General features: G+C 38.6%; 21 protein-coding genes, 1 other RNA gene, 1 pseudogene and 1 riboswitch. Of the genes and pseudogenes, 6 read left to right on the top strand and 17 right to left on the bottom strand.

Features of this window, described 5'->3' with window-relative positions; translation table 11 throughout:
* Nucleotides 1-8 precede the first annotated feature (8 nt).
* Nucleotides 9-99: riboswitch (TPP riboswitch) on the bottom strand.
* Nucleotides 100-143: 44 nt separating this feature from the next.
* The 8 genes and pseudogenes from brnQ to HW279_RS05980 all read right to left on the bottom strand — a co-directional run bounded on the left by brnQ (nucleotide 144) and on the right by HW279_RS05980 (nucleotide 7,379).
* On the bottom strand, nucleotides 144-1,448 hold the full coding sequence (gene brnQ / locus HW279_RS06015; protein ID WP_178958326.1) for a branched-chain amino acid transport system II carrier protein: 1,305 nt from the start codon (nucleotides 1,446-1,448) through the stop codon (nucleotides 144-146).
* Between the two features lie 39 nt (nucleotides 1,449-1,487).
* Nucleotides 1,488-2,369, bottom strand: a complete 882-nt coding sequence (locus HW279_RS06010) for an SDR family oxidoreductase (protein ID WP_178958325.1) — start codon at nucleotides 2,367-2,369, stop codon at nucleotides 1,488-1,490.
* Nucleotides 2,370-2,447: 78 nt separating this feature from the next.
* On the bottom strand, nucleotides 2,448-2,738 hold the full coding sequence (locus tag HW279_RS06005) for a hypothetical protein (RefSeq protein ID WP_178958324.1): 291 nt from the start codon (nucleotides 2,736-2,738) through the stop codon (nucleotides 2,448-2,450).
* A 280-nt stretch (nucleotides 2,739-3,018) separates the two neighbouring features.
* Nucleotides 3,019-3,821: pseudogene (locus tag HW279_RS06000) on the bottom strand (type II CAAX prenyl endopeptidase Rce1 family protein).
* A 38-nt stretch (nucleotides 3,822-3,859) separates the two neighbouring features.
* Nucleotides 3,860-4,027, bottom strand: a complete 168-nt coding sequence (locus HW279_RS05995; protein ID WP_009417675.1) for a hypothetical protein — start codon at nucleotides 4,025-4,027, stop codon at nucleotides 3,860-3,862.
* Between the two features lie 242 nt (nucleotides 4,028-4,269).
* Nucleotides 4,270-5,442, bottom strand: a complete 1,173-nt coding sequence (locus HW279_RS05990; protein ID WP_178958323.1) for a helix-turn-helix domain-containing protein — start codon at nucleotides 5,440-5,442, stop codon at nucleotides 4,270-4,272.
* 192 nt (nucleotides 5,443-5,634) lie between these two features.
* Nucleotides 5,635-6,037, bottom strand: a transfer-messenger RNA (tmRNA) gene (ssrA, locus tag HW279_RS05985).
* A 565-nt stretch (nucleotides 6,038-6,602) separates the two neighbouring features.
* Entirely contained in the window at nucleotides 6,603-7,379 is a 777-nt protein-coding gene (locus HW279_RS05980) for an SDR family NAD(P)-dependent oxidoreductase (RefSeq protein WP_178958322.1), read from the bottom strand.
* A 99-nt stretch (nucleotides 7,380-7,478) separates the two neighbouring features.
* Here HW279_RS05980 and HW279_RS05975 point away from each other — a divergent pair, with 99 nt between their 5' ends.
* The 4 genes from HW279_RS05975 (at nucleotide 7,479) to HW279_RS05960 (ending at nucleotide 10,105) form a co-directional block, all read left to right on the top strand.
* Complete coding sequence (locus HW279_RS05975) at nucleotides 7,479-7,814, top strand: MerR family transcriptional regulator (protein WP_178958321.1); 336 nt, start codon at nucleotides 7,479-7,481, stop codon at nucleotides 7,812-7,814.
* Entirely contained in the window at nucleotides 7,811-8,896 is a 1,086-nt protein-coding gene (locus HW279_RS05970; protein ID WP_178958320.1) for a winged helix DNA-binding domain-containing protein, read from the top strand. The genes HW279_RS05975 and HW279_RS05970 overlap by 4 nt, the downstream gene beginning before the upstream one ends.
* A gap of 101 nt (nucleotides 8,897-8,997) precedes the next feature.
* Entirely contained in the window at nucleotides 8,998-9,540 is a 543-nt protein-coding gene (locus HW279_RS05965; protein WP_178958319.1) for an NAD(P)H-dependent oxidoreductase, read from the top strand.
* A gap of 145 nt (nucleotides 9,541-9,685) precedes the next feature.
* A complete protein-coding gene (locus HW279_RS05960; RefSeq protein ID WP_178958318.1) occupies nucleotides 9,686-10,105 on the top strand; it encodes a SlyB protein in 420 nt (139 codons plus the stop codon).
* 46 nt (nucleotides 10,106-10,151) lie between these two features.
* On the opposite strand, the gene HW279_RS05955 is transcribed toward HW279_RS05960, so the two are convergent.
* The 9 genes from HW279_RS05955 to HW279_RS05915 all read right to left on the bottom strand — a co-directional run bounded on the left by HW279_RS05955 (nucleotide 10,152) and on the right by HW279_RS05915 (nucleotide 16,752).
* Nucleotides 10,152-10,994 carry an aldo/keto reductase gene (locus tag HW279_RS05955; protein ID WP_178958317.1) on the bottom strand — a complete coding sequence of 281 codons (843 nt, stop codon included), beginning with the start codon at nucleotides 10,992-10,994 and terminating at the stop codon, nucleotides 10,152-10,154.
* A gap of 275 nt (nucleotides 10,995-11,269) precedes the next feature.
* A complete protein-coding gene (locus HW279_RS05950) occupies nucleotides 11,270-11,929 on the bottom strand; it encodes a DUF2461 domain-containing protein (protein ID WP_178958316.1) in 660 nt (219 codons plus the stop codon).
* Between the two features lie 25 nt (nucleotides 11,930-11,954).
* On the bottom strand, nucleotides 11,955-12,299 hold the full coding sequence (locus tag HW279_RS05945) for a TfoX/Sxy family protein (RefSeq protein WP_178958315.1): 345 nt from the start codon (nucleotides 12,297-12,299) through the stop codon (nucleotides 11,955-11,957).
* Between the two features lie 7 nt (nucleotides 12,300-12,306).
* Nucleotides 12,307-12,777 (bottom strand): DinB family protein, encoded by a 471-nt coding sequence (locus HW279_RS05940; protein ID WP_178958314.1) that lies wholly within the window; start codon nucleotides 12,775-12,777, stop codon nucleotides 12,307-12,309.
* Between the two features lie 81 nt (nucleotides 12,778-12,858).
* On the bottom strand, nucleotides 12,859-13,395 hold the full coding sequence (locus tag HW279_RS05935) for a hypothetical protein (protein ID WP_178958313.1): 537 nt from the start codon (nucleotides 13,393-13,395) through the stop codon (nucleotides 12,859-12,861).
* A gap of 18 nt (nucleotides 13,396-13,413) precedes the next feature.
* Nucleotides 13,414-13,983: a Crp/Fnr family transcriptional regulator gene (locus HW279_RS05930; protein WP_178958312.1), complete on the bottom strand. Its 570-nt coding sequence runs from the start codon at nucleotides 13,981-13,983 to the stop codon at nucleotides 13,414-13,416.
* 252 nt (nucleotides 13,984-14,235) lie between these two features.
* Complete coding sequence (locus tag HW279_RS05925) at nucleotides 14,236-14,631, bottom strand: DoxX family membrane protein (protein ID WP_178958311.1); 396 nt, start codon at nucleotides 14,629-14,631, stop codon at nucleotides 14,236-14,238.
* A gap of 129 nt (nucleotides 14,632-14,760) precedes the next feature.
* The gene (locus HW279_RS05920) at nucleotides 14,761-15,330 is read right to left on the bottom strand and encodes a hypothetical protein (protein ID WP_178958310.1); all 570 of its coding nucleotides are present in this window, start codon (nucleotides 15,328-15,330) and stop codon (nucleotides 14,761-14,763) included.
* Nucleotides 15,331-15,789: 459 nt separating this feature from the next.
* The gene (locus tag HW279_RS05915; protein WP_178958309.1) at nucleotides 15,790-16,752 is read right to left on the bottom strand and encodes a transporter; all 963 of its coding nucleotides are present in this window, start codon (nucleotides 16,750-16,752) and stop codon (nucleotides 15,790-15,792) included.
* A gap of 405 nt (nucleotides 16,753-17,157) precedes the next feature.
* On the opposite strand from HW279_RS05915, the gene HW279_RS05910 reads away from it, so the two are divergent.
* A complete protein-coding gene (locus tag HW279_RS05910) occupies nucleotides 17,158-17,625 on the top strand; it encodes a DUF192 domain-containing protein (RefSeq protein WP_009420227.1) in 468 nt (155 codons plus the stop codon).
* 87 nt (nucleotides 17,626-17,712) lie between these two features.
* Nucleotides 17,713-18,252, top strand: coding sequence for an RNA polymerase sigma factor (locus HW279_RS05905; RefSeq protein WP_178958308.1), 540 nt, complete (start codon nucleotides 17,713-17,715; stop codon nucleotides 18,250-18,252).

Raw genomic sequence — 18,252 nt, 5'->3', positions numbered from 1 at the left:
AACAAGCTCCAATTGCTTAGTTTCATTCCTTCAACGGGATTATCCGTTCAAGTTCAATGGGTATAATCTCAGCCTGTTACAGCACCCCTTATGAGACGGCGCAAAAGTACAAATAAATACCAAAACCGCAAATAATACGCTAATTATTTTTTCTGAAAGCCTTTTATGAAAGCTGTAATAATAAAAATTAGCAAGGCAGGTAAAAACCATTCTAAACCGTAATGGCTCAAAGGTAATAGGCTTTTAATTTCATAAAGCTTATCAAAGGGTAGCTCTAACATTTGACAGCTATCAATAGTGGAAATAATAGCAGTGACCAATACGCTTAAAATATAGGGTAATTTGGTATTTACAAAGCGGTCGAAGAATAAAACGGTTATAATGAGAGTAGAGACTATCGGGTATATAAATAGTAGAATATAAATCGCATAATTGATGATATTATCCACCGTGTTAATTGATAATACTAATGAAATGAGCGTACAGGCTATAGCACCTACTTTGTAAGGGATACGTTGGTGAGTTACTTCTTCAAAGAACAAGCCCACTGCCGATGTAAGAGCAATAGCGGTAGTAAGACAAGCAAACCCAATAGCTAAGGCAATAGTAATAGTGCCCCATTTCCCTAAAACAGAATGAGAAATGTGTAACAAAAGCTCAGTGCGTTGTACGCTATCAGTTAAGGGGTAATCGGTAGTGGCGCCTAAGTAGATAAGCCCTCCATAAATAAACAACAAACAAAGCGTAGAAAGCATTCCAGCCGCAAAAGTAACAGAAACACGCTCATTGCGTGAGGTATAGCCACTATCTATTACTGCTGCAATAACAATACCTGCAAAGATAACCGAAGCCAGTAAATCCATTGTTTGGTAGCCTTCTATGAACCCTAACGAAAAACTTTCGGTGGCGGTAAATGCCGTAGAGGTAATACTATCGGGGGGAAAGCATACGCCTAAAACAATAAGCAGTACTAAAACTATCAGCAGAAAAGGAGTGAGAAACCTTCCTATAATGCTTACAATCTTGGATTTCGATATAGATAATGCGGTTACAACGGCAAAGAATAAAACGATGAACCACACCTTAGGAAAAGCAGGTAATAAGGGTTGTATGCCTACTTCAAAAGTAGTAGCAGCGGTGCGTGGGATAGCTACCAAAGGACCTATGCATAAAATAACTAATAACGTAAGGATTTTAATGAGCCAAGGGTGCGTTTTCTTCCCTAAATCAGTGAAGTGAGTGCCCGTTTTAGCCACCATTAACACCCCTAAGAAAGGAGCTAAAATAGCGGTGATAAAAAAGCCTAACAACGCCATACCCCATTCCCCTTCCGTTCTTAAACCTATGAACGGAGGTAATATAAGATTACCCGCCCCAAAGAACATCGCAAATAAAGCGAAGCCTACGGTGGTAATAGTTTTCCATTTGCTTTTACGAATATGATGCATAGAGGTAGAGAATAACTTTGCAAAAATAGTAATTTTATACTACAAATGCAAATATTTATTTCGAAGTTCCTCAAAAAATACCTTCAACCTATGTTTTCCTACCTTCATTGGCGCTACCGAATCCATTGCCATTACGGTGAAAACGAATTCTATAGTGCCGTAAGCACTTTTAGGCAAGAGATATTTGCCTATTTTCAAAACGGACTTCCGTACCCAATCAGGCAAAAAACCGACCTTCACAGGCTTATGTAACACCTCGAAAGCCAAAGCAGCGATTTCATACTGGGTGAACACCTCAGCCCCTCCTACATTTACTTCCTTTTCGGAGCTCTCTAATTGCGCTACACATACCTCGGCTAAATCCTCGCCGTGAATAGGATTCATAGCGTATTGCCCTTTGCCAAAGAGACGCACTTTACCTTCTTTTGCCATTGAAAAGATGGTAGCTATATCGCTGTAAAAAGCCGATGGACGCACGATACAGTAGTCCATTCCACTGGTTTTAAGGGTATCTACAAAACGCTCTTTGGCAGCCCCAATGGCAATAGGACGTAGTGCTTCGCCGTTTAATACGGAAATATATACGAACTTACGTACCCCTGAGCGCAGTGCTTCGTCAAGCAAGTTCTTGTTAGCCGCATAATCTACTTGCTCGTAGGTGAGTTTGTCTTTCTGCCGAGTAATTCCGACAGTGGAAATCACTTGGGTAACCCCCTCGCACACACCGAGTAAAGTATTAGGTTTTGTTACCTCAGCCTCGACCACTTCTAATAGCGGGTGGGTAAGTAAGGCGGGTGCTATTTTCGACTTATTGCGCACTATAATGCGGGTAGGGTATTCTTTTTTTAAGAGTTCAGCTAATATAAACTGACCTAAATAACCGGTCGCTCCGGCTAATAATATTTCTTCTGATGATTTCATACTGTTTTAATAAATTGATTTAAGACTTTCAACTTAGCTAATGTTTAAACTTTGGCTAAATTTGCGACAGAAAAATAACTAATCAAACACGATTTTTCCTACAATTTTAGCCCCTTCATACACTTTGAGCTCTTGAAGTTCGTCTAAGATATAAGCGGGGGCGTGGTCAAAGAGAAACCTCACTTGGCACAAAGCACTGTATTCACTCTCTTTCATAGGCTCTTCAAATTCAATAATAATGCTCCAATTTGGTTGAGGCAATTGCTCGATGTAAGTGGTGGCATAATAGACCTCACCGGTAGGAGGGTATTGCCGTCCGCCTTCTTCTTTGGTAAGAAAATGAATGACACCTGATTTTGATTTCTTCATAGTCAGCATACAATTTGGTTTAACAAAAGTACTTCTTTATTTACTAACCGCCAAATAAAATAACAAATAACGAATGACGAATGACAGATAGATATATTTAAACTATACACTAAACGAATTTAGAGTGGGTCTTCAGTGGCTCTATAGTGGCTCTACAGTGGCTCTACAGTGGGTCTACAGTGGGTCTACACAGGACACTAATTATAGATTCACCGAACACTACCTGAATATCAGTGATTTCTTACCTTTGAGGATTGGCTTTTTCGGTGGAATGAAGGCTTTACCTACTAAAAAACAATCGTCTCTCTTTCACTAATATATAGCCCATTAGTACAGCGAATAAACCTGTTTGTATTACCTTGCTATCGGGGTGGGTGGCGAAGATTTCGTTGGAAATATTGGCTACCAAATGGAACAATATGGCTATCAGCACGTTGCGCCCCGATTTGTAATACAGCCAGTTGATGATAAACACAAAGGCAAACAGACTTACGAAAAAGTTGGCTGTATAGAGCCACCCCTCAGCTTGTATGTTGCTTTGGTAATAGTTCTTTACGAAGAACAAGGGCAAATGCCATAACCCCAATACACGGTAAAGATAAGCGACGAGGTGAATAAGCTCCACCTACTGCGCAAGGCATCAGTGCCGTAAGTATGCCAAGCCAATTCTTCGAGCACTGGCGCCAAACAGAGCACAAACCAAGCCTTGAAAGGGGCTGAACTGAAACTAGGCTCTCCTGAAATGTAAAACTGGTCGAGACTATGCCCTAAATCGAGCGAAAGTAGCTGTGCCACGACAATGGAAAGGGGTGGAAACAAGAGGGTAATCCAAAAATAGCGGTTGGTGAGCAAATTTCTGCCAATAAAACGCGTTTTGAGGTCGGTTAAGAGCTCCTTATTGCGTGCAAAGAGGTAGGTAGCCACGCCCATAGGAGATAACAAACCTGCCAATTCAAAAAAGCCTGTCCAAAAAGCATTAGGTGCTTTTGGCTGGTGGCTCCAATAAGCCACCACAAACCACAATACCCAAGGAATCACAAGGGAAAGGGTGAAAAACAAAATAGGGTGATTATACTTTTTCATTTTATTTAGATAAGAGATAAGAGGTAAAAGATAAGAAGTTAGATTTCTATTTTATAACTGATATTAGGGATAACCAAAGTAGCCTTGCTGAGCTCTATTTGTCTGCTTTGGTCATAAATAGTACCCCTAAGTGTTTGGGTAATATCTTGTGCGTGTGCTACAAGCGGAAGCACTAAAAAAAGAACGATGTTCAAAAAGGTTTTCATTGCGTAATACGTTTAAAATTCTGGGGCAAAGGTATGGTGGAAAACAAGGTGCATCGCCCAAGCGTGAGGGAATGGACGTAATTGTAATGAACAATTGATAATTGACAATTGACAAATGGTAGTGACGCAAGGGGTTAGGGAAGTTTTGTTCGTGGGAAGAATTATGTGGAGCGAATGGGAGGAGGTGTTGAAAAGAAGGGGTAGCGTGAGAGTTTGGACGTGCTAAACTATGCTTCTCGCACCTAATTCAGAAATTCACTTGGTGTTTTACCTGTAATCTTCTTGAAAACTTGGTTGAAAGAGGACTTAGAGTTAAAGCCCGCTTCATAGGCAAGCCCCAAAAGATTAAAATTCTTATCAATGTCTTTCTTTGCCAAAGTGATAAACTCTTCGACACGATAACTGTTCACAAAGTCATAAAAATTCTTTTCTTCGTATTGGTTGATAATTTGTGAAAGGTGGTTAGGAAGTACACCTAACATTTCAGCTAATTGAGCTAAGGAGAGTTTAGGTTCGAGATAAGGTTTTTCGGTAGTCATTAGTGTGAGCAACTGTTGGTGTAAGCTAGTTGCGTCCTCAGCTTTCAATCCGGATTTACGGTATTCAGGAGTTTTGGAGAATGAAGAAGGTTCAATATTGTCTGACCTATGAGAATTGTCAGACAAGACTAAATTCTTTATAAAAGGCTTTTGTTTTTCAACACTAAAAATTCCCTGATGTCGTATGCCCCAGAAGCCAATTAGCCCTATAAGTAAGACAAAGAGTGTTAAGAAAATAAGTTCTATATTAACTCCTATCTCTATTTCTAAGAGAAATTGCACTATATATCCCACTATCATCACTGAGAAAATCAGCCCGAACCCGATGAGCAACAGTCGTAGCCATTGCAAACTAATACCTTCGTTATAGCCAAAATTGTCGCCTATTACCCGCTCATACTGATTGATTTTCTGATAAGCCAATAGAATATACACCACACTCACGGTCACAAAAGCTACAAACGAAGTTGTAAATAACCATTGATAGGGGCTATGGTAATCGGCTTGGTCTATCATTGCTTTTTCAGTCGCCGAATAGCCAAAAAGAAAAGGAAACATCACAACGTAGGTGAGCAAAAAAGGTAAAAAATGCAAGCTATCGCGCCAATGAAAATGTTGGTCTTCACGTGAACACACCAACACGTACAAATATACAAAAGGAGCAAACAAAAGCGGAAAAGGGTGCGTCGCTCCTACCAAATGAGGATATTTCTCCCAATAGCCCAAATAATGCAGGTAGTAATTCAGCAGGTAAATACCAATGCACACCAACCATATCCCCAATACCTTATCCGATAAGGATTGAGGGCGTTTGGTAAAGAGCAATACAGAAAGAAAAAAGCAAAGGAAAATGCCGATAGTAAAGAGCGTATTCATTATTATCTTTGTTGTTATTAAAGGCGCAAATATAAAGATAATACAAGAAAACGCCAATAACTTTACTACTTAATGATAAATAAATGAAAAAATATAACAAATATATAGTGAACAAGACTTCTAAAATGAATAAAAACGAGAGCTAAATAGAAGTGTTTTTCTATTTAGCTCTCGTTTTATAATGAGATTGTAATGTGGAGTCGGAGAGAATCGAACTCTCGTCCAAATAAGTCATCAAAAAGCTTTCTACATACTTAGTCCTCGTTTGATTTTCGTCGCAAAACTGACCGAGCACCGCCCATTTTGCGCTTAGCTTCCTAAAATTAAGAACCGTTAGCAGAAGCGTACCGCAGGTTCAATGTTGACTTTTATGGTGCCTCTGTACGAAACGCCGTCAACAAGGGCTTTTCAGAGACATCTCGCTTCCCTACCTTGTAGGGACTTAGCCAGCAATCTTACTAAACTTCAGATTAGGCAGCAAGAGCGTAGTTATTCTCGCCATTTAAAATTTTGAAATAGAGATTATCGAGCATTCATTTCACAGCTCGGTATGCTTACTATTTAATGCCACTTACTGTCAAAACCGGTCGACCCCAAGTGTTCATTTCTGTAATTCGGTGCAAAGGTACAAAAAATAATCATACTCACAACAATTGCCCTCTTTTTTATTTCATAATCCCTCTTTATTCTCCTACCTTCCACTAGCATACGCCTACCAGAGAGAAGAGAAAATGCTATTTAATCACTTCCCCTTCAATAATTTAGATAGCACTCTTCTTCTATTGACATTCAATACACCAACGTATTCACTTCTCTTTACTTTCGATTTATTATCCTCAAAATCACTTCTCACTCCCCTCTCTTAACTCCTCATTTTTAACTATTTACACACCCTTTCTATACCAATCTTCCAAGATTCGTATAAGCTTCCTATAAGCTCTCTATAAGCTAAGCATACCCTCCTAACAGCCTTTTCTCTCCAAAATTCCCTTCAACCTATTTTGATATTTTTCGTTTTCCTCCGATAACTCCGAGCCTTTCCAAGTTTCTCTACTCTCCCTCCGCTGGTGCTTTTCTTGTAGCCTGTACCTCATTTTCTAATTTCCAAATTCGATAATTTTCCCTCTGCCTGTGTGGTTCACATTGCGCGTCGTGCACAACTAATTTGTGGTGAGTCCGCCATCAACGGCGAGCACAGTGCCTGTAATCCACGAAGCATTGTCGCTGGCTAAGAATACCGCTGCTTGGGCTATATCTTCAGGCGTGCCAATGTGTTGTAAAGGGTATATTTCCTTTACCATAGTCTCAAAAGCGGCTTGTTTTTCGGGGGTGAGAGCTTGCAAATTGCGGTTGAATTGCGGTGTAGAAATATTTCCAGGAGCAATGGCATTTACGCGTACGCCTAAGTGTCCGACTTCAAAAGCTAAGGCTATGGTAAAAGAGTTTAACGCTCCTTTAGTAGCCGAATAGACGGTAGCCGCGCGGTTAGGAAGCATTCGGTGCACAGAATACGACGAGATATTAATGACATTCCCCTTGCTTTTCACCAAAGCAGGAAGCAGACCTTGGGTAAGGAAATAAGGCGCTTTTACATTGAGGTTGAAGTGAGCATCGTATAAGGTGTTGTCCACTTGCTCAAAAGGCACGAACCTCGCCAAACCGGCGTTGTTTACTAAAATATCTACCGCAGGTAGCAGTTGCTCAATGTCTTTCACTACCTCAGTTACTGTCTCTATTTTTGATAAATCAGCAGAGAGGGTGTGTACTTGCACGCCAAACTCATTTAGTAGCTCTTGTTGGGCTCTTTGTAGTTTCTCAGGGTCTTTGCCTATGAGCAATAGGTTCGCGCCCTCACGGGCAAAGGCTTTGGCTATTCCTAAGCCAATACCGTCACTTCCGCCAGTAATCACGGCGTTCTTGTTGTTTAAGTTTTTCATTTGTTAATTATCTTCTTTAATTGTAGATTATTTACAAAGTGCAAAGGTAAAGTATTTATTTGTATATTTGCAACTTATGTCGTAATTTATTTACAATTTATGGCAAAAGAAGTACAAAAAGAACTCTTGTTAGACTTTGATTTTCTGCGGAAATTGGTAGTGGGAATAGGGGAAGTATCACAAATCACTGGTATCCCTACCCGACAAATACGCTATTGGGAAGAGAAAGGAATTATCAGCAGTTTAACAGAAGAGGAAGGGAAAAATAGAAGGTATGATTACCTGAATATCAAAAAAATACTCCTTATCAAAGAGCTTCTTGATGAGGGGTATACGTTAGATGCTTCGGTAGAGAAAGTAAAGAAGCGTATGGCGATGATAGAGGAAACGCTCTCCAAGATGAATCAATTAGTTAATAAGCAAGTGAGTCGATGAGAACAATAAGTAGGCAAGAGGCTATTACACTGAGATTGTTACACCAGCAATTGCTTTCTCCTCAATATGAAAAACCTGAGGAAATTGTAACGTGGCAAGGGGCTATGCAAGCACAGGACTATAACTATTTTCGTTGGGCGATAGGTATACGGCAATGTACTCCGCAATTAACCCAACTCCAAGAGGCTTTTGCTAAGGCTGAACTTTTACGTCTTCATCTCTTGCGTTGTACGGTGCAAGTGGTGAGCAAAACGGATATAGGCTGGCTACTTCCTTTATGTGAGGAACGCAATCTGAGTACTTTGCAATCTTGGCAAAAGAATATCAGTACAGCGTTTGCCCAAAATTACTTTAAGGAGGTAACCCACGCTCTACGTGAATTGTTCGTTGGTGGTAAGTCATTGTCTAAAAAAGCTATTGCTAACAGACTCACAGCTTTGGGACTTTTACCTGATGACAAACTGCTCAACCCTTTATTATTGCGTGCTGAGATTGAAGGGCTTTTGTGTTCGGGGGTGATGCAAGGCAAGGAAGCTACTTGGGCTCTATTGTCGGAAAGAGTACCTACAACAGCTATTATTACCCTTGATGAAGCTTTGAAACGACTGGCACAGAAGTATTTCAGGAGTCATTCGCCTGCCTCGTTAGAGGATTTTACGTGGTGGTCGGGATTGCCTAAAATGCAATGTAAGAAAGCTATAGAGGGAATTGCCTCTGAATTAGAAGAAGTTTTGGTAGAAAGTACTCCAATGTATCTGTATTGCAATAACTTTGAAGCTACCGATTACACAAAAACAATGCATTTGCTTCCGCCATACGATGAGTATCTGATAGGTTATAAAAGCCGTTGGGTAGCTCTCGACAAAAAGCACGAAGCAAAGGCACATAATAAGTTTGGTATATTTAAACCGGTTATTCTGCACGAAGGCAGAGTTATAGGCAATTGGAAAGCGAGTATTGATAAACAAGCAACTAACCTAACTACCGACCTTTTTACTGAGAAAACCAAAGTAAGGAAGAGTGACTTGCAAAAGGCTAGCAACCAACTTGTAAGGTTTTGCGAGATAACAGCTTTTAACTAGGAACAGCTAATAATTATCTTTTTACCCCATTTTTCAAATTTGCATATTTGCCGATTAATTAGTACTTTTGTCAGACTTAAAGTTTTAAATCATAATTCTATATGAACGTATTAATCATCAACGGACACTCCGCTATGGAGACGTCCAACGCCAATAAGGCTATTTTGGAAGAGGTAAAACGCCTGCTTCCTGAGGTTGAGGTAAGTGAGTTGCAAGCGCTTTACCCCAATTATCAGTTTGATATAGCTGCCGAGCAAGCTAAACTTGTGAAGGCTGATGTGATTGTATGGCAGTTTCCTTTGAATTGGTATTCAGTTCCTGCCCTATTGAAAAAATGGGTAGACGATGTTTTTGCTTTTGGTTTTGCTTATGATACAGCTTATCGGTTAGAAGGCAAAAAACTACTGCTTTCTTTCACTACGGGAGCTCCTGAGGAAGCCTACCAAAAGTGTCCTATTTCTAATTTCTTTTATCCTCACCGGCAGACAGCTAACTTTACCAAAATGGAGTTTTTAGACCCTGTAGTCTCTTACGCAATGCACTATGAACCTAATGTGATGCCTCAGGAGGCACTTTTGGCAGTACAACAAAAAGCGAAAGAACACGCTGCTCGCTTAGTAGCGCAAATTAAGAAAATTAGCTAATTTGTTGATTAGAAAATTAGTAAATTAACAAAATGCCTCTTTTTCAGCTGAAAAAGAGGCGTTTTATTAGGTGTAAATGATTTTTTGATTTGCATGTTTGCCGATTAAGTATTACTTTTGCCGAATTAATTTAAATATAAAAAAGATGAAAAAAGCACTTTTAATGGGAGTATTAGCTTCCTTTATGTTAGCGGGTTGTGGTACAGCTAAATCACCAGAGATGAAACGCTTGGAAAAACAACAACAAGCCTTGAAACTCAATACCGAGCTCAACGAATTGCAAATGAAACTCACACAAGAGCAAACCAATAATCAGTCGTTGCAAACTGAGGCTGCACAAGCTAATGAAGAAGCTACTGATCGTACGGATGCTTTTAGTGATGCGAGTTCGGCTTCGGCAAGTGCTAAAAAAGCGAACAAAGCTGAAAAGGCTTTGCGCAAAGCTAGTAAAGCTAATAAGCAATTAGCAAAAAGTAATCGCCGTATTGAGAAATTGCAAAAAGACATCACTAAATTGCAAGAAAAGATAACTAAACTAAATGCTGAAGTAGAATTTAGCAAATAGATGCAAGTTAGATGTTTTATTAAAAATTAACACATTTGCTAATTTGCTAATTACCATATTGTAGTATCATCTCTACAAAAGCAGGGTCTCGGTGAGAAGAGAAGAGCGTTTGCTTGGTGTCGAGAGCGGCTATTTGGCTCATATCCTCTGCTGAGAGTTGGAAGTCAAATACATTAAGGTTTTGTTCCATACGCTCCTTGCGCACCGACTTAGGAATGCAGATAATATCGCGTTGCAAGAGATAGCGCAAAGCTACTTGGGCAGCACTTTTGTGATACTTTTCTCCAATAGTATTGAGAGTAGGATTGGCAAAAAAATCGTTTTTACCCTCAGCAAAAGGTCCCCACGACATTAGCTTGGTGTCATATTTCTTCATTAGCTCTTGGAGGTCTTGCTGTTGGTAGAATACGTGTGTTTCCATTTGGTTTACAGCAGGTTTTATCTCGCAGTGGTATGCCAAATCGAGGTATCTATCAGCATAGAAGTTGCTCACCCCAATAGCGCGCACTTTGCCCTCTTTGTAGGCTTCTTCCATAGCGCGATAAGAGCCATAATAGTCGCCAAAAGGTTGGTGAATGAGCAAGAGGTCTATATAATCAGTTTGTAGTTTGTGCAAAGAGGTTTCGATAGAGGCTTTTGCTTTTTCGTAGCCACCATTGCTTATCCACACTTTGGTAACGATAAAGAACTCTTTGCGCTCGATACCACTTTTCTTAATAGCATTGCCTACACCCTCTTCATTGCGATAGATTTGGGCAGTATCAATCATTCGGTAGCCTACCGAAATAGCATCGCTTACGCAACGCTCACATTCTTTAGGGTCTACTTGGTATACACCGTAACCCAAGAGAGGCATTTCTATTCCATTGTTTAATTGGATGTTTTTCATTTGTATTTCTTATTTTTAATTTTTGACTCTGCAAAGATAAACAATTTTTATAAAAGATTGTTATACAAAAGTCGGTAGTTTTTACCAATTTTTCCTTATCTTTTTAGCTTTCATTTTTCCGCTTACTTCTCTCGCTTTGTACAACAACATTTAGGGATAAATCCGAGTGAATTTTATCAGTAATAATAAAACTCCCCATGTGGTATGTATCACACGGGGAATTTTTTAGTTTTTTTTAAAAAGGTTAGCACATAAGCATCCAGCTAATGTCAAACTTATCTGTAAAACTGCTGTTCTCCATTGAGATTTGTAGTGAGAGCTTCGGTCATAAAGTCAAAAAAAGGACGCATAGCTAATAATCCTTGAATTGCTTTCTCAGCAAAGTTATTTGATGTAGCTTCTTCTAAGGAGTAATCGTGCTTGAGAAGGAATTGCTTTTTACGCAGATAGTCTATCATTGGATCGTCTTTCTGAAAACTTTTAGGGGCTGTTTTAACTTCTTCTCCCCATAATTGTCCGCCAAATTCTTTTTGTATACCCTCATTCTTCATTACCGCTCTAAATTTCTCAGCGTTAAATGATATCTCCTGACGGATACGTAATAATTCATCTTTATTGGGTTCAAAAAAACCACCTCCTATAAAAGTCTCTTGCGGACTGATACATACATAATATCCACCAAGATAGTAGGGTTCTTTGCGCTGTATATAGCACCCAAAGTGCGTTTTATAAGGTGTTTTGTCATTAGAAAAACGCAAATCGCGATGAATGCGATATATTTTTAGTGAAGACAAAGTGTCATACTCAGTAAGTATAGAATAAATATGCTTAAAAAGTGTAGTGGCTTCCAATTTAGCCGATTCGTATTGAGCTTTATGAGCATCAAACCATTCTTTATTGTTGTTTTCTGCAAGTTCTGTAAGGAAATCAAACATATATTATTGCGAATTAGTTATTATTTTATTGTTTTTTTGAACTCTTTGCCCTACTGTTGAACTCTAAACAGAGTTGTAACCAAAAATCAAAGTCTTCTTTTTGGTTGTATCCCGTAGGGTCTACATAGCAATAGCCAGAGAGTTCTTTGCCTCTCATTACTACTGGCGAGAAGCCCTGCCTTTCGGCAATTTCTTCTGTCTGCTTAGGGTCAAACCTACACATTAGGCAATCATCTCCTATGTTGATGCACATCTTGTCATTCACCAAGAAAGCCAAACCGCCAAACATCGCCTTTTCTTCTACTGTGATATGAGGAATTTCAGCTAAATATTCGCGGACTCTATTTGCAAGTGTTATACTATAAGCCATTTTTTTATTAGATTTTTGAACTAAAATAGTTTAAAGCTACTACAGTTCCCAAATGTCTCGATTCGTGCATATTGTTTACATACATAGCATCTTCTATAGTATCAATAGAAAATAAACCTACCTTAACCGTTGGAAACTCATTGAATAACCTTCCTTGATAATCTTCTTGTAATTGATTGGCTGTACTGAGTAACAATTCCTTTACTTGGTAGATTTCTTCCTTTGAAGGTGCAATCTTTTGAGGAAAGGTGCCACGATTGTATTTCTCTAAAAAATCATTGCTTATTAGCAGTTTATTTCCACTGAGTTGATAACATAAGAATTGCTGTACAGCAATACAATGTGCTATATTCCAAAAGATATTATTAGAAAAACCTATTGGGATATAACCTAATTGTTCAGGAGTAAGATTATCCAAGTAAGTCAATAGGTTTTTGCGAATGGATAAAAGAAAATCAAAGTGTTTTGTTTTTGTCATTTTTAAATGCTTTTTAAAATTCGGGGGCAAAAGTACTGCCTTCAAACAAAAAAAATCTTGCCATAAGACAAGATTTTTTTCTTAGTAATTATCTAGATTAAAAGAAATATATTTTCTAAATGTATTTTCTCTAACTTTTTTTAATGAATCTTTTGATATTTCACCATTAAGATAATTAAGTTCTCCCTCTAATATGTCTTTTTCTTCTTGTATTTCTAAAACAATGGTATTACTTATTTTTTTTCTTAAAAAGTCACTATCCTTTGTTGTGTAATCTTTTAGTAACTTTCTACTTTTCTTTTGAAAATCTAGTATATTTACACGAAATTCATCGTCCAACCCTCTACTTTTTAAGAGTTCATCATAGAAAATTAAATATTCTAATTCTATAGGATTTTTATAACAAAATAAAGTGTCCTTATCGTTATAATTTGTCCAGATAGGTTCGATATTCATAAATGATATTTCAGATACTTTATTATTCATAGCCATTATTGTAGTGCTAATGAGTTTCTTATTACTCTCATTATTTTCATAATTGTTGTAAATTAAATATGATATAATTGAAGTTAATATCATAAATATAATATTTTTTAAATCTAAAAATCTTTTTTTCATTTTATAATAATTAATTTTTCACATTTCTTTCCTGATACGACTTAGCGAAGTATCTGTAATGCCTAAATAAGTAGCTATATGTTTTAAGGGGGCGTACTTTATAGCGCTGGGTTTTTCCTTTATAAACTGCATATAGTGTTCTTTGGCGGGGAGTGTAATCATTTCAAGCGATCGTTTTTTTGCCTCAAACAATTTCTCTGTCATAAAGAGTCGCCCCCATTCCGAATATCCTTTCAAACTGTGATAAAGTTTTTGAAAATCCTCATAATCTATATGCCAGCCCTCACAATTCGTAAGGGCTTGGATATTTTCGGCAGAAGGCAGATGCTTAAAAAGAGAGAGTTCTTGCACGATAATTTCACCTTCACAAAAGAAGTCGGTAGTGATATCATTCCCTTCATAGTCATATACAAAAGCGCGAGCAACTCCTGTCTGCAAGATGAGATAACCACGAGCTATTTCGTCCTTGCGCAAGATAAAATCACCCTTGCGAAAAACAATAGGCTGATGGACTTTTTCTATTTGTTGTAGTTCTTGCGCCCCTATCAGAGGATGTTTGTAGATATTTTGAAATAAGTTATGTGTCATTGTTATTCTTTGATATTTGCATTTGTAAGTCTGTTAGGTGTTACTTACGGAGCTTTCATCCTCTAAGTCTAATAATAGTGTAAAAACATCTGTCTAATCACTACTGAATAAGTGGAAGATGAAGCTATTTACTGTTGTGCTACTGCAAAGATAATATTAGTTAATTAACAAGTTAGCTAATAAACTCTCCATAATTACTGCCTCTCCAGCTCGTCCCACGGGGAGTTTTATTTACGCTTGTCGTACTACGACCTACGATTTGCCATTATCAATAATAGCAATCGCCAAAGCGGCGGCTACAGCATTCCATACCGAATAGTCGAAAGTAGACTTGATACCCAAACTTATTGTCATCGACAGACCAAAACACGCGATAAGACAAGCGGTAAGCTTTGCTACCAACTGGGTTTTAAAGCCTACAAGCAAACAAATAGAAAAGACGATTTCGAGCACGGTGGCTATCCAACCCGCTATGTTGGCAAGCGTGGCAGGCACAAAGGGTAATAACTGCTGGGTATACGCCAAGAAAGCGTCCATATTGCCCCATACAGCTCCTTCGCCCCATAATCCAAAACGGTCAGCAACAGCCGAAAGCATCGTAAGGCTAACTGCTATGCGCAAAAAGAGTTTTACATACTTCTGAAACATAAATTCTTTATTTAAATATGAAGCAAGAGTTAAAAAAATAATAACCCTTGATTGGTATTGATAATACTTTTTGAGCTCATTTGCTAATTCCCTAATTCTCTAATTCCCTAATTTGCTAATTTCCAATCCTTACCTTTTACCTAAAAATTTCTCTTTGGTAACTCTATTATTGGGTCTATCAAGGGCTGTAACTACTATCTTACTACCTGAAAGAGCAGGGTTCAGGGCAGTAGTAGCGTATTGCCAAATGTCAGCGGTAAGTACAGCATTGCCTTCTTCAACGGTTCTCTCACCGTGCGATATCGTCACTTTCACCTGAACAACCTTAAAATTATCACTTACTTCAATGGCTATAAACTCTCCTTTTTGGGTACCTGTATAGGCTTCGGCGTTGATGTGCCTAATTTCAGGAGCTTTGAGATAGTCGGACACTGCCATATTATAAGCGTTGATAACACCACGTCGTTTAGCTTCTGCTGTATATAAGTCTTTCAGAACAGGGTCTTGCAAAGCGTTTTTGGCATAGGTGCTAGCAAGCCTAAATCGGTTATTTTGCGAGATGAGAGTAGGGTGAGTAGTAGGCTTTCGGCGGGGTTTTGCAACAACAATAATCTTATCGCCTACTCTGCGGTATACTACTTGGTTGCCGAGTTTCCCCGAGATGCCTTGCATTGCTAAGTTGTCTTTTATTTTTGCCATAGGTCTATTAGTTAATTTGTTCTTTTGTTAATTAGTACTGCAAAATTATAAAACATTTACTGAATTAGCAAATGTGCCCATCTGCTCTCCACTGGCGTTCGCTTTTAAAACAACGGTCTATATATCCTGAGAATAATGTCTATAATAGTAAGAAATATAAGATGTTTTTTATTAAAAAAGTCGCTTTTATGGATTGCCCCCTCTCCTTGGGAGAGGGGGAACGGGGGTGAGGCCTTTAAATGCAAATATGCCCATCTGCTCTCCGGTTTAAGACTGCCTATCGTTCGGTGTAGAGCCACTGTAGAGCCACTGTAGAGCCACTGTAGACCCACTGTAGACCCACTGTGGGTTCGGTATAGCTTCGGTGTAGATAGCAATAAAGTTCTCTGTATGGTTTCAATAAGTAAATATACGAAATTTCATTTTTATAAGACGTTTACTTAACCTTATTTCAAAGGGTTAAGCCTTATACTTTCCTCTTTCCCAAATTTCTATTGAGTTAATAATGTTCTGCCACAAAATATAGCAGCCAGGACCTACGGTGGAAAGAGGGTGTAGGTAAGTAGTAGCTATCCAAATGGCAAAAGCCGTATTCTTTTGTCCTAAGGCTTGTCCTGCCTCAATCGAAGCTTCAAAAAACCGACCTATATACCGCCCAATAGCGTATTGCATTAGGCATAATAGTAGCCCCAAAAAAGCAATGAGCAATAAAAAACCTATCCCCGATTGTGCGTGGAAGATATTTTTAAGAGTCGTACCGGTAACAATCATCAGTGAACAACCCCAAAGATAGAAGGAGAGGTCAGGAATGTGTATCAGCCATTGGTGAAAGCGGTGAAGTTGTGGTACACTCTTGGTAAGTAGAGCTAAGAGCATAGGCACAACCAACACCAAACACACTTTCTGCATTATGAGTGAGAAAGCAGTCCAAAAAGTAAACTCCGATGCAGGTTCTATCAGCGGAAAACAAATCGGAATCAGTAGGGCGCAAAGCAGATTAGAGAGGAAAGTGTAGGTGGTCATCTGTTCCAAATTGCCCCCAAGTTTTAAGGTTACTACGGCTGCGGCTGCGGCACAAGGGGCTATCACACAAGCAAGAATGCTCTCCAAGAGTATCAACTCCTTTCCACCAATCCGAAAATAAAGAATCACCCCTACAATCGCTGCTACCAAAACGATTTGGAAGAGACTTGCCCAAAAGTGCCATCGTACAGGCAACAACTTCTTAAAGTTTACCTTGCAGAAAGTAACGTACAGTATCAGGAACATAAACAGAGGCAGTATAGTGTCGAACGTAGGAGCAAGTTTTTGTGAGAGAGTATCCAATGCAGGCACGTAGTAAAATATGAGATATACCAAAGCGCCTATGCCCATAGAAATAGGCAGTGTCCAATTCTTTATAAAACGAATGAGTGTAAGCATTTTAAATTTACCGATGAGCTAATGATTTAAGGCTACAAAAGTACAAATAATTTGCTAATCAAACTGCCTGTACAACTCGTATTTAAAATTTCTAATTTGTCAATTTACTGATTTCTCTCTATCTTTGCCCTCAATTTACCGATTGTTAATGAACAAATTAAGACATTTCTATGAAACAGCTTTTATTACTTATTGCTATTCTTTCAGTATCAGCTCTTCTGGCTCAAAATTCTTTTGAATGTGATTTGTACTAAACTTTGCCAAAGTTAAATAATTTGCTAAGTGGTAAATTTTCTAATTATTTTCCAACCTTTTTATTTTTTCTTCGTTTATAAGGGCAAAAAGGATAATTGAGATATCAAAATTCATATATTTATTTTCTGAACTTTTAATTTTGTAGGACTTATGAAAAAGAAAATATTTACATCTGCTAAACTATTGTTAATGGGAGTTATCCTATTGTGCTACCTTGTTTTTAGCGCTTGTTCAGCTCTCACGCTTGAGTTTGAAGAGAGGGACTTGACCATTACAAATCTTGACGGCAAGACCATTCCCATAAGAGTTGAGCTTGCTCGCTCCATACGAGAGATGTCAAAAGGTTATATGGGGCGTGAGAATATTCCCGAAGGAACGGGTATGCTTTTTATCTTTAAAAGAGACGAAAAGTTAAGCTTTTGGATGAAAGATACGCCTACTCCCCTTTCTATTGCGTTCATTAACTCGAATGGCGAAATTCGCGAAACACGCGATATGACACCGTTTAGCCATCAAAGTGTGGACTCATCGGAACCTGTGCGTTATGCTCTTGAAGTGCCTCAAGGATGGTTTAAAAAAAACAACATAGGAAAGGGCTGTACAATCAAACTGCCGTAACCGATGAAGTTGAACAATCTCCTGTTTTTCTACATCGTACTTAATTTGAACCTTAAAAAGAATAAATCATTCATCATTTAAAGAAAAATGCAAATCGACCATCGTCTCATCGAGAAAGCTCAGCGCAACGACCGCTTAGCGCAAAAGCAGTTGTACGACCAGTACGCTCCTGCTTTGCTGAGTGTGTGCAGACTGTACATTAGTGATTTGCAATTCGCCGAAGATGCCTTACTGAAAGCCTTTTTCAAGATATTTACCAGTCTCTCTAAATATGAAGAACAAGAGCACTTCTATGCTTGGATACGCAGGATTACTGTAAATGAATGTATAGATTTTCTCAAAAGCAAAGCCCAAAAGCTATCCTTCACCGATTGGAGTGATACTTACGACACAATAGATGATGTCTACTTAGAGAATGAAACTTTTAGCGAATCCAAAATACAATCCTTTGTAGACCAATTGCCTACCGCGTGCCGTACCGTTTTCAACCTCTATGTGTTTGAGGACTATTCACACAAGCAAATCGCCGAAGAACTTTCTATCAGCGAAGGTACTTCTAAATCACAATTGGCGTATGCCAAAAAACTTTTGCAACAACACGTAACAACTTATAAAAAAAGAGCTTAA

This window comes from Capnocytophaga sp. oral taxon 903 (assembly GCF_013394785.1).
Taxonomy (GTDB): domain Bacteria; phylum Bacteroidota; class Bacteroidia; order Flavobacteriales; family Flavobacteriaceae; genus Capnocytophaga; species Capnocytophaga ochracea.
This window is presented reverse-complemented; position numbering and strand designations above follow the sequence as displayed.

Bases quoted from the DNA above. Each gene is read 5' to 3' on its own strand.
- brnQ (WP_178958326.1), bottom strand. From the start codon at position 1,448: ATGCATCATATTCGTAAAAGCAAATGGAAAACTATTACCACCGTAGGC.
- HW279_RS06010 (WP_178958325.1), bottom strand. From the start codon at position 2,369: ATGAAATCATCAGAAGAAATATTATTAGCCGGAGCGACCGGTTATTTA.
- HW279_RS06005 (WP_178958324.1), bottom strand. From the start codon at position 2,738: ATGAAGAAATCAAAATCAGGTGTCATTCATTTTCTTACCAAAGAAGAA.
- HW279_RS05995 (WP_009417675.1), bottom strand. From the start codon at position 4,027: ATGAAAACCTTTTTGAACATCGTTCTTTTTTTAGTGCTTCCGCTTGTA.
- HW279_RS05990 (WP_178958323.1), bottom strand. From the start codon at position 5,442: ATGAATACGCTCTTTACTATCGGCATTTTCCTTTGCTTTTTTCTTTCT.
- HW279_RS05980 (WP_178958322.1), bottom strand. From the start codon at position 7,379: ATGAAAAACTTAAACAACAAGAACGCCGTGATTACTGGCGGAAGTGAC.
- HW279_RS05975 (WP_178958321.1), top strand. From the start codon at position 7,479: ATGGCAAAAGAAGTACAAAAAGAACTCTTGTTAGACTTTGATTTTCTG.
- HW279_RS05970 (WP_178958320.1), top strand. From the start codon at position 7,811: ATGAGAACAATAAGTAGGCAAGAGGCTATTACACTGAGATTGTTACAC.
- HW279_RS05965 (WP_178958319.1), top strand. From the start codon at position 8,998: ATGAACGTATTAATCATCAACGGACACTCCGCTATGGAGACGTCCAAC.
- HW279_RS05960 (WP_178958318.1), top strand. From the start codon at position 9,686: ATGAAAAAAGCACTTTTAATGGGAGTATTAGCTTCCTTTATGTTAGCG.
- HW279_RS05955 (WP_178958317.1), bottom strand. From the start codon at position 10,994: ATGAAAAACATCCAATTAAACAATGGAATAGAAATGCCTCTCTTGGGT.
- HW279_RS05950 (WP_178958316.1), bottom strand. From the start codon at position 11,929: ATGTTTGATTTCCTTACAGAACTTGCAGAAAACAACAATAAAGAATGG.
- HW279_RS05945 (WP_178958315.1), bottom strand. From the start codon at position 12,299: ATGGCTTATAGTATAACACTTGCAAATAGAGTCCGCGAATATTTAGCT.
- HW279_RS05940 (WP_178958314.1), bottom strand. From the start codon at position 12,777: ATGACAAAAACAAAACACTTTGATTTTCTTTTATCCATTCGCAAAAAC.
- HW279_RS05935 (WP_178958313.1), bottom strand. From the start codon at position 13,395: ATGAAAAAAAGATTTTTAGATTTAAAAAATATTATATTTATGATATTA.
- HW279_RS05930 (WP_178958312.1), bottom strand. From the start codon at position 13,983: ATGACACATAACTTATTTCAAAATATCTACAAACATCCTCTGATAGGG.
- HW279_RS05925 (WP_178958311.1), bottom strand. From the start codon at position 14,631: ATGTTTCAGAAGTATGTAAAACTCTTTTTGCGCATAGCAGTTAGCCTT.
- HW279_RS05920 (WP_178958310.1), bottom strand. From the start codon at position 15,330: ATGGCAAAAATAAAAGACAACTTAGCAATGCAAGGCATCTCGGGGAAA.
- HW279_RS05915 (WP_178958309.1), bottom strand. From the start codon at position 16,752: ATGCTTACACTCATTCGTTTTATAAAGAATTGGACACTGCCTATTTCT.
- HW279_RS05910 (WP_009420227.1), top strand. From the start codon at position 17,158: ATGAAAAAGAAAATATTTACATCTGCTAAACTATTGTTAATGGGAGTT.
- HW279_RS05905 (WP_178958308.1), top strand. From the start codon at position 17,713: ATGCAAATCGACCATCGTCTCATCGAGAAAGCTCAGCGCAACGACCGC.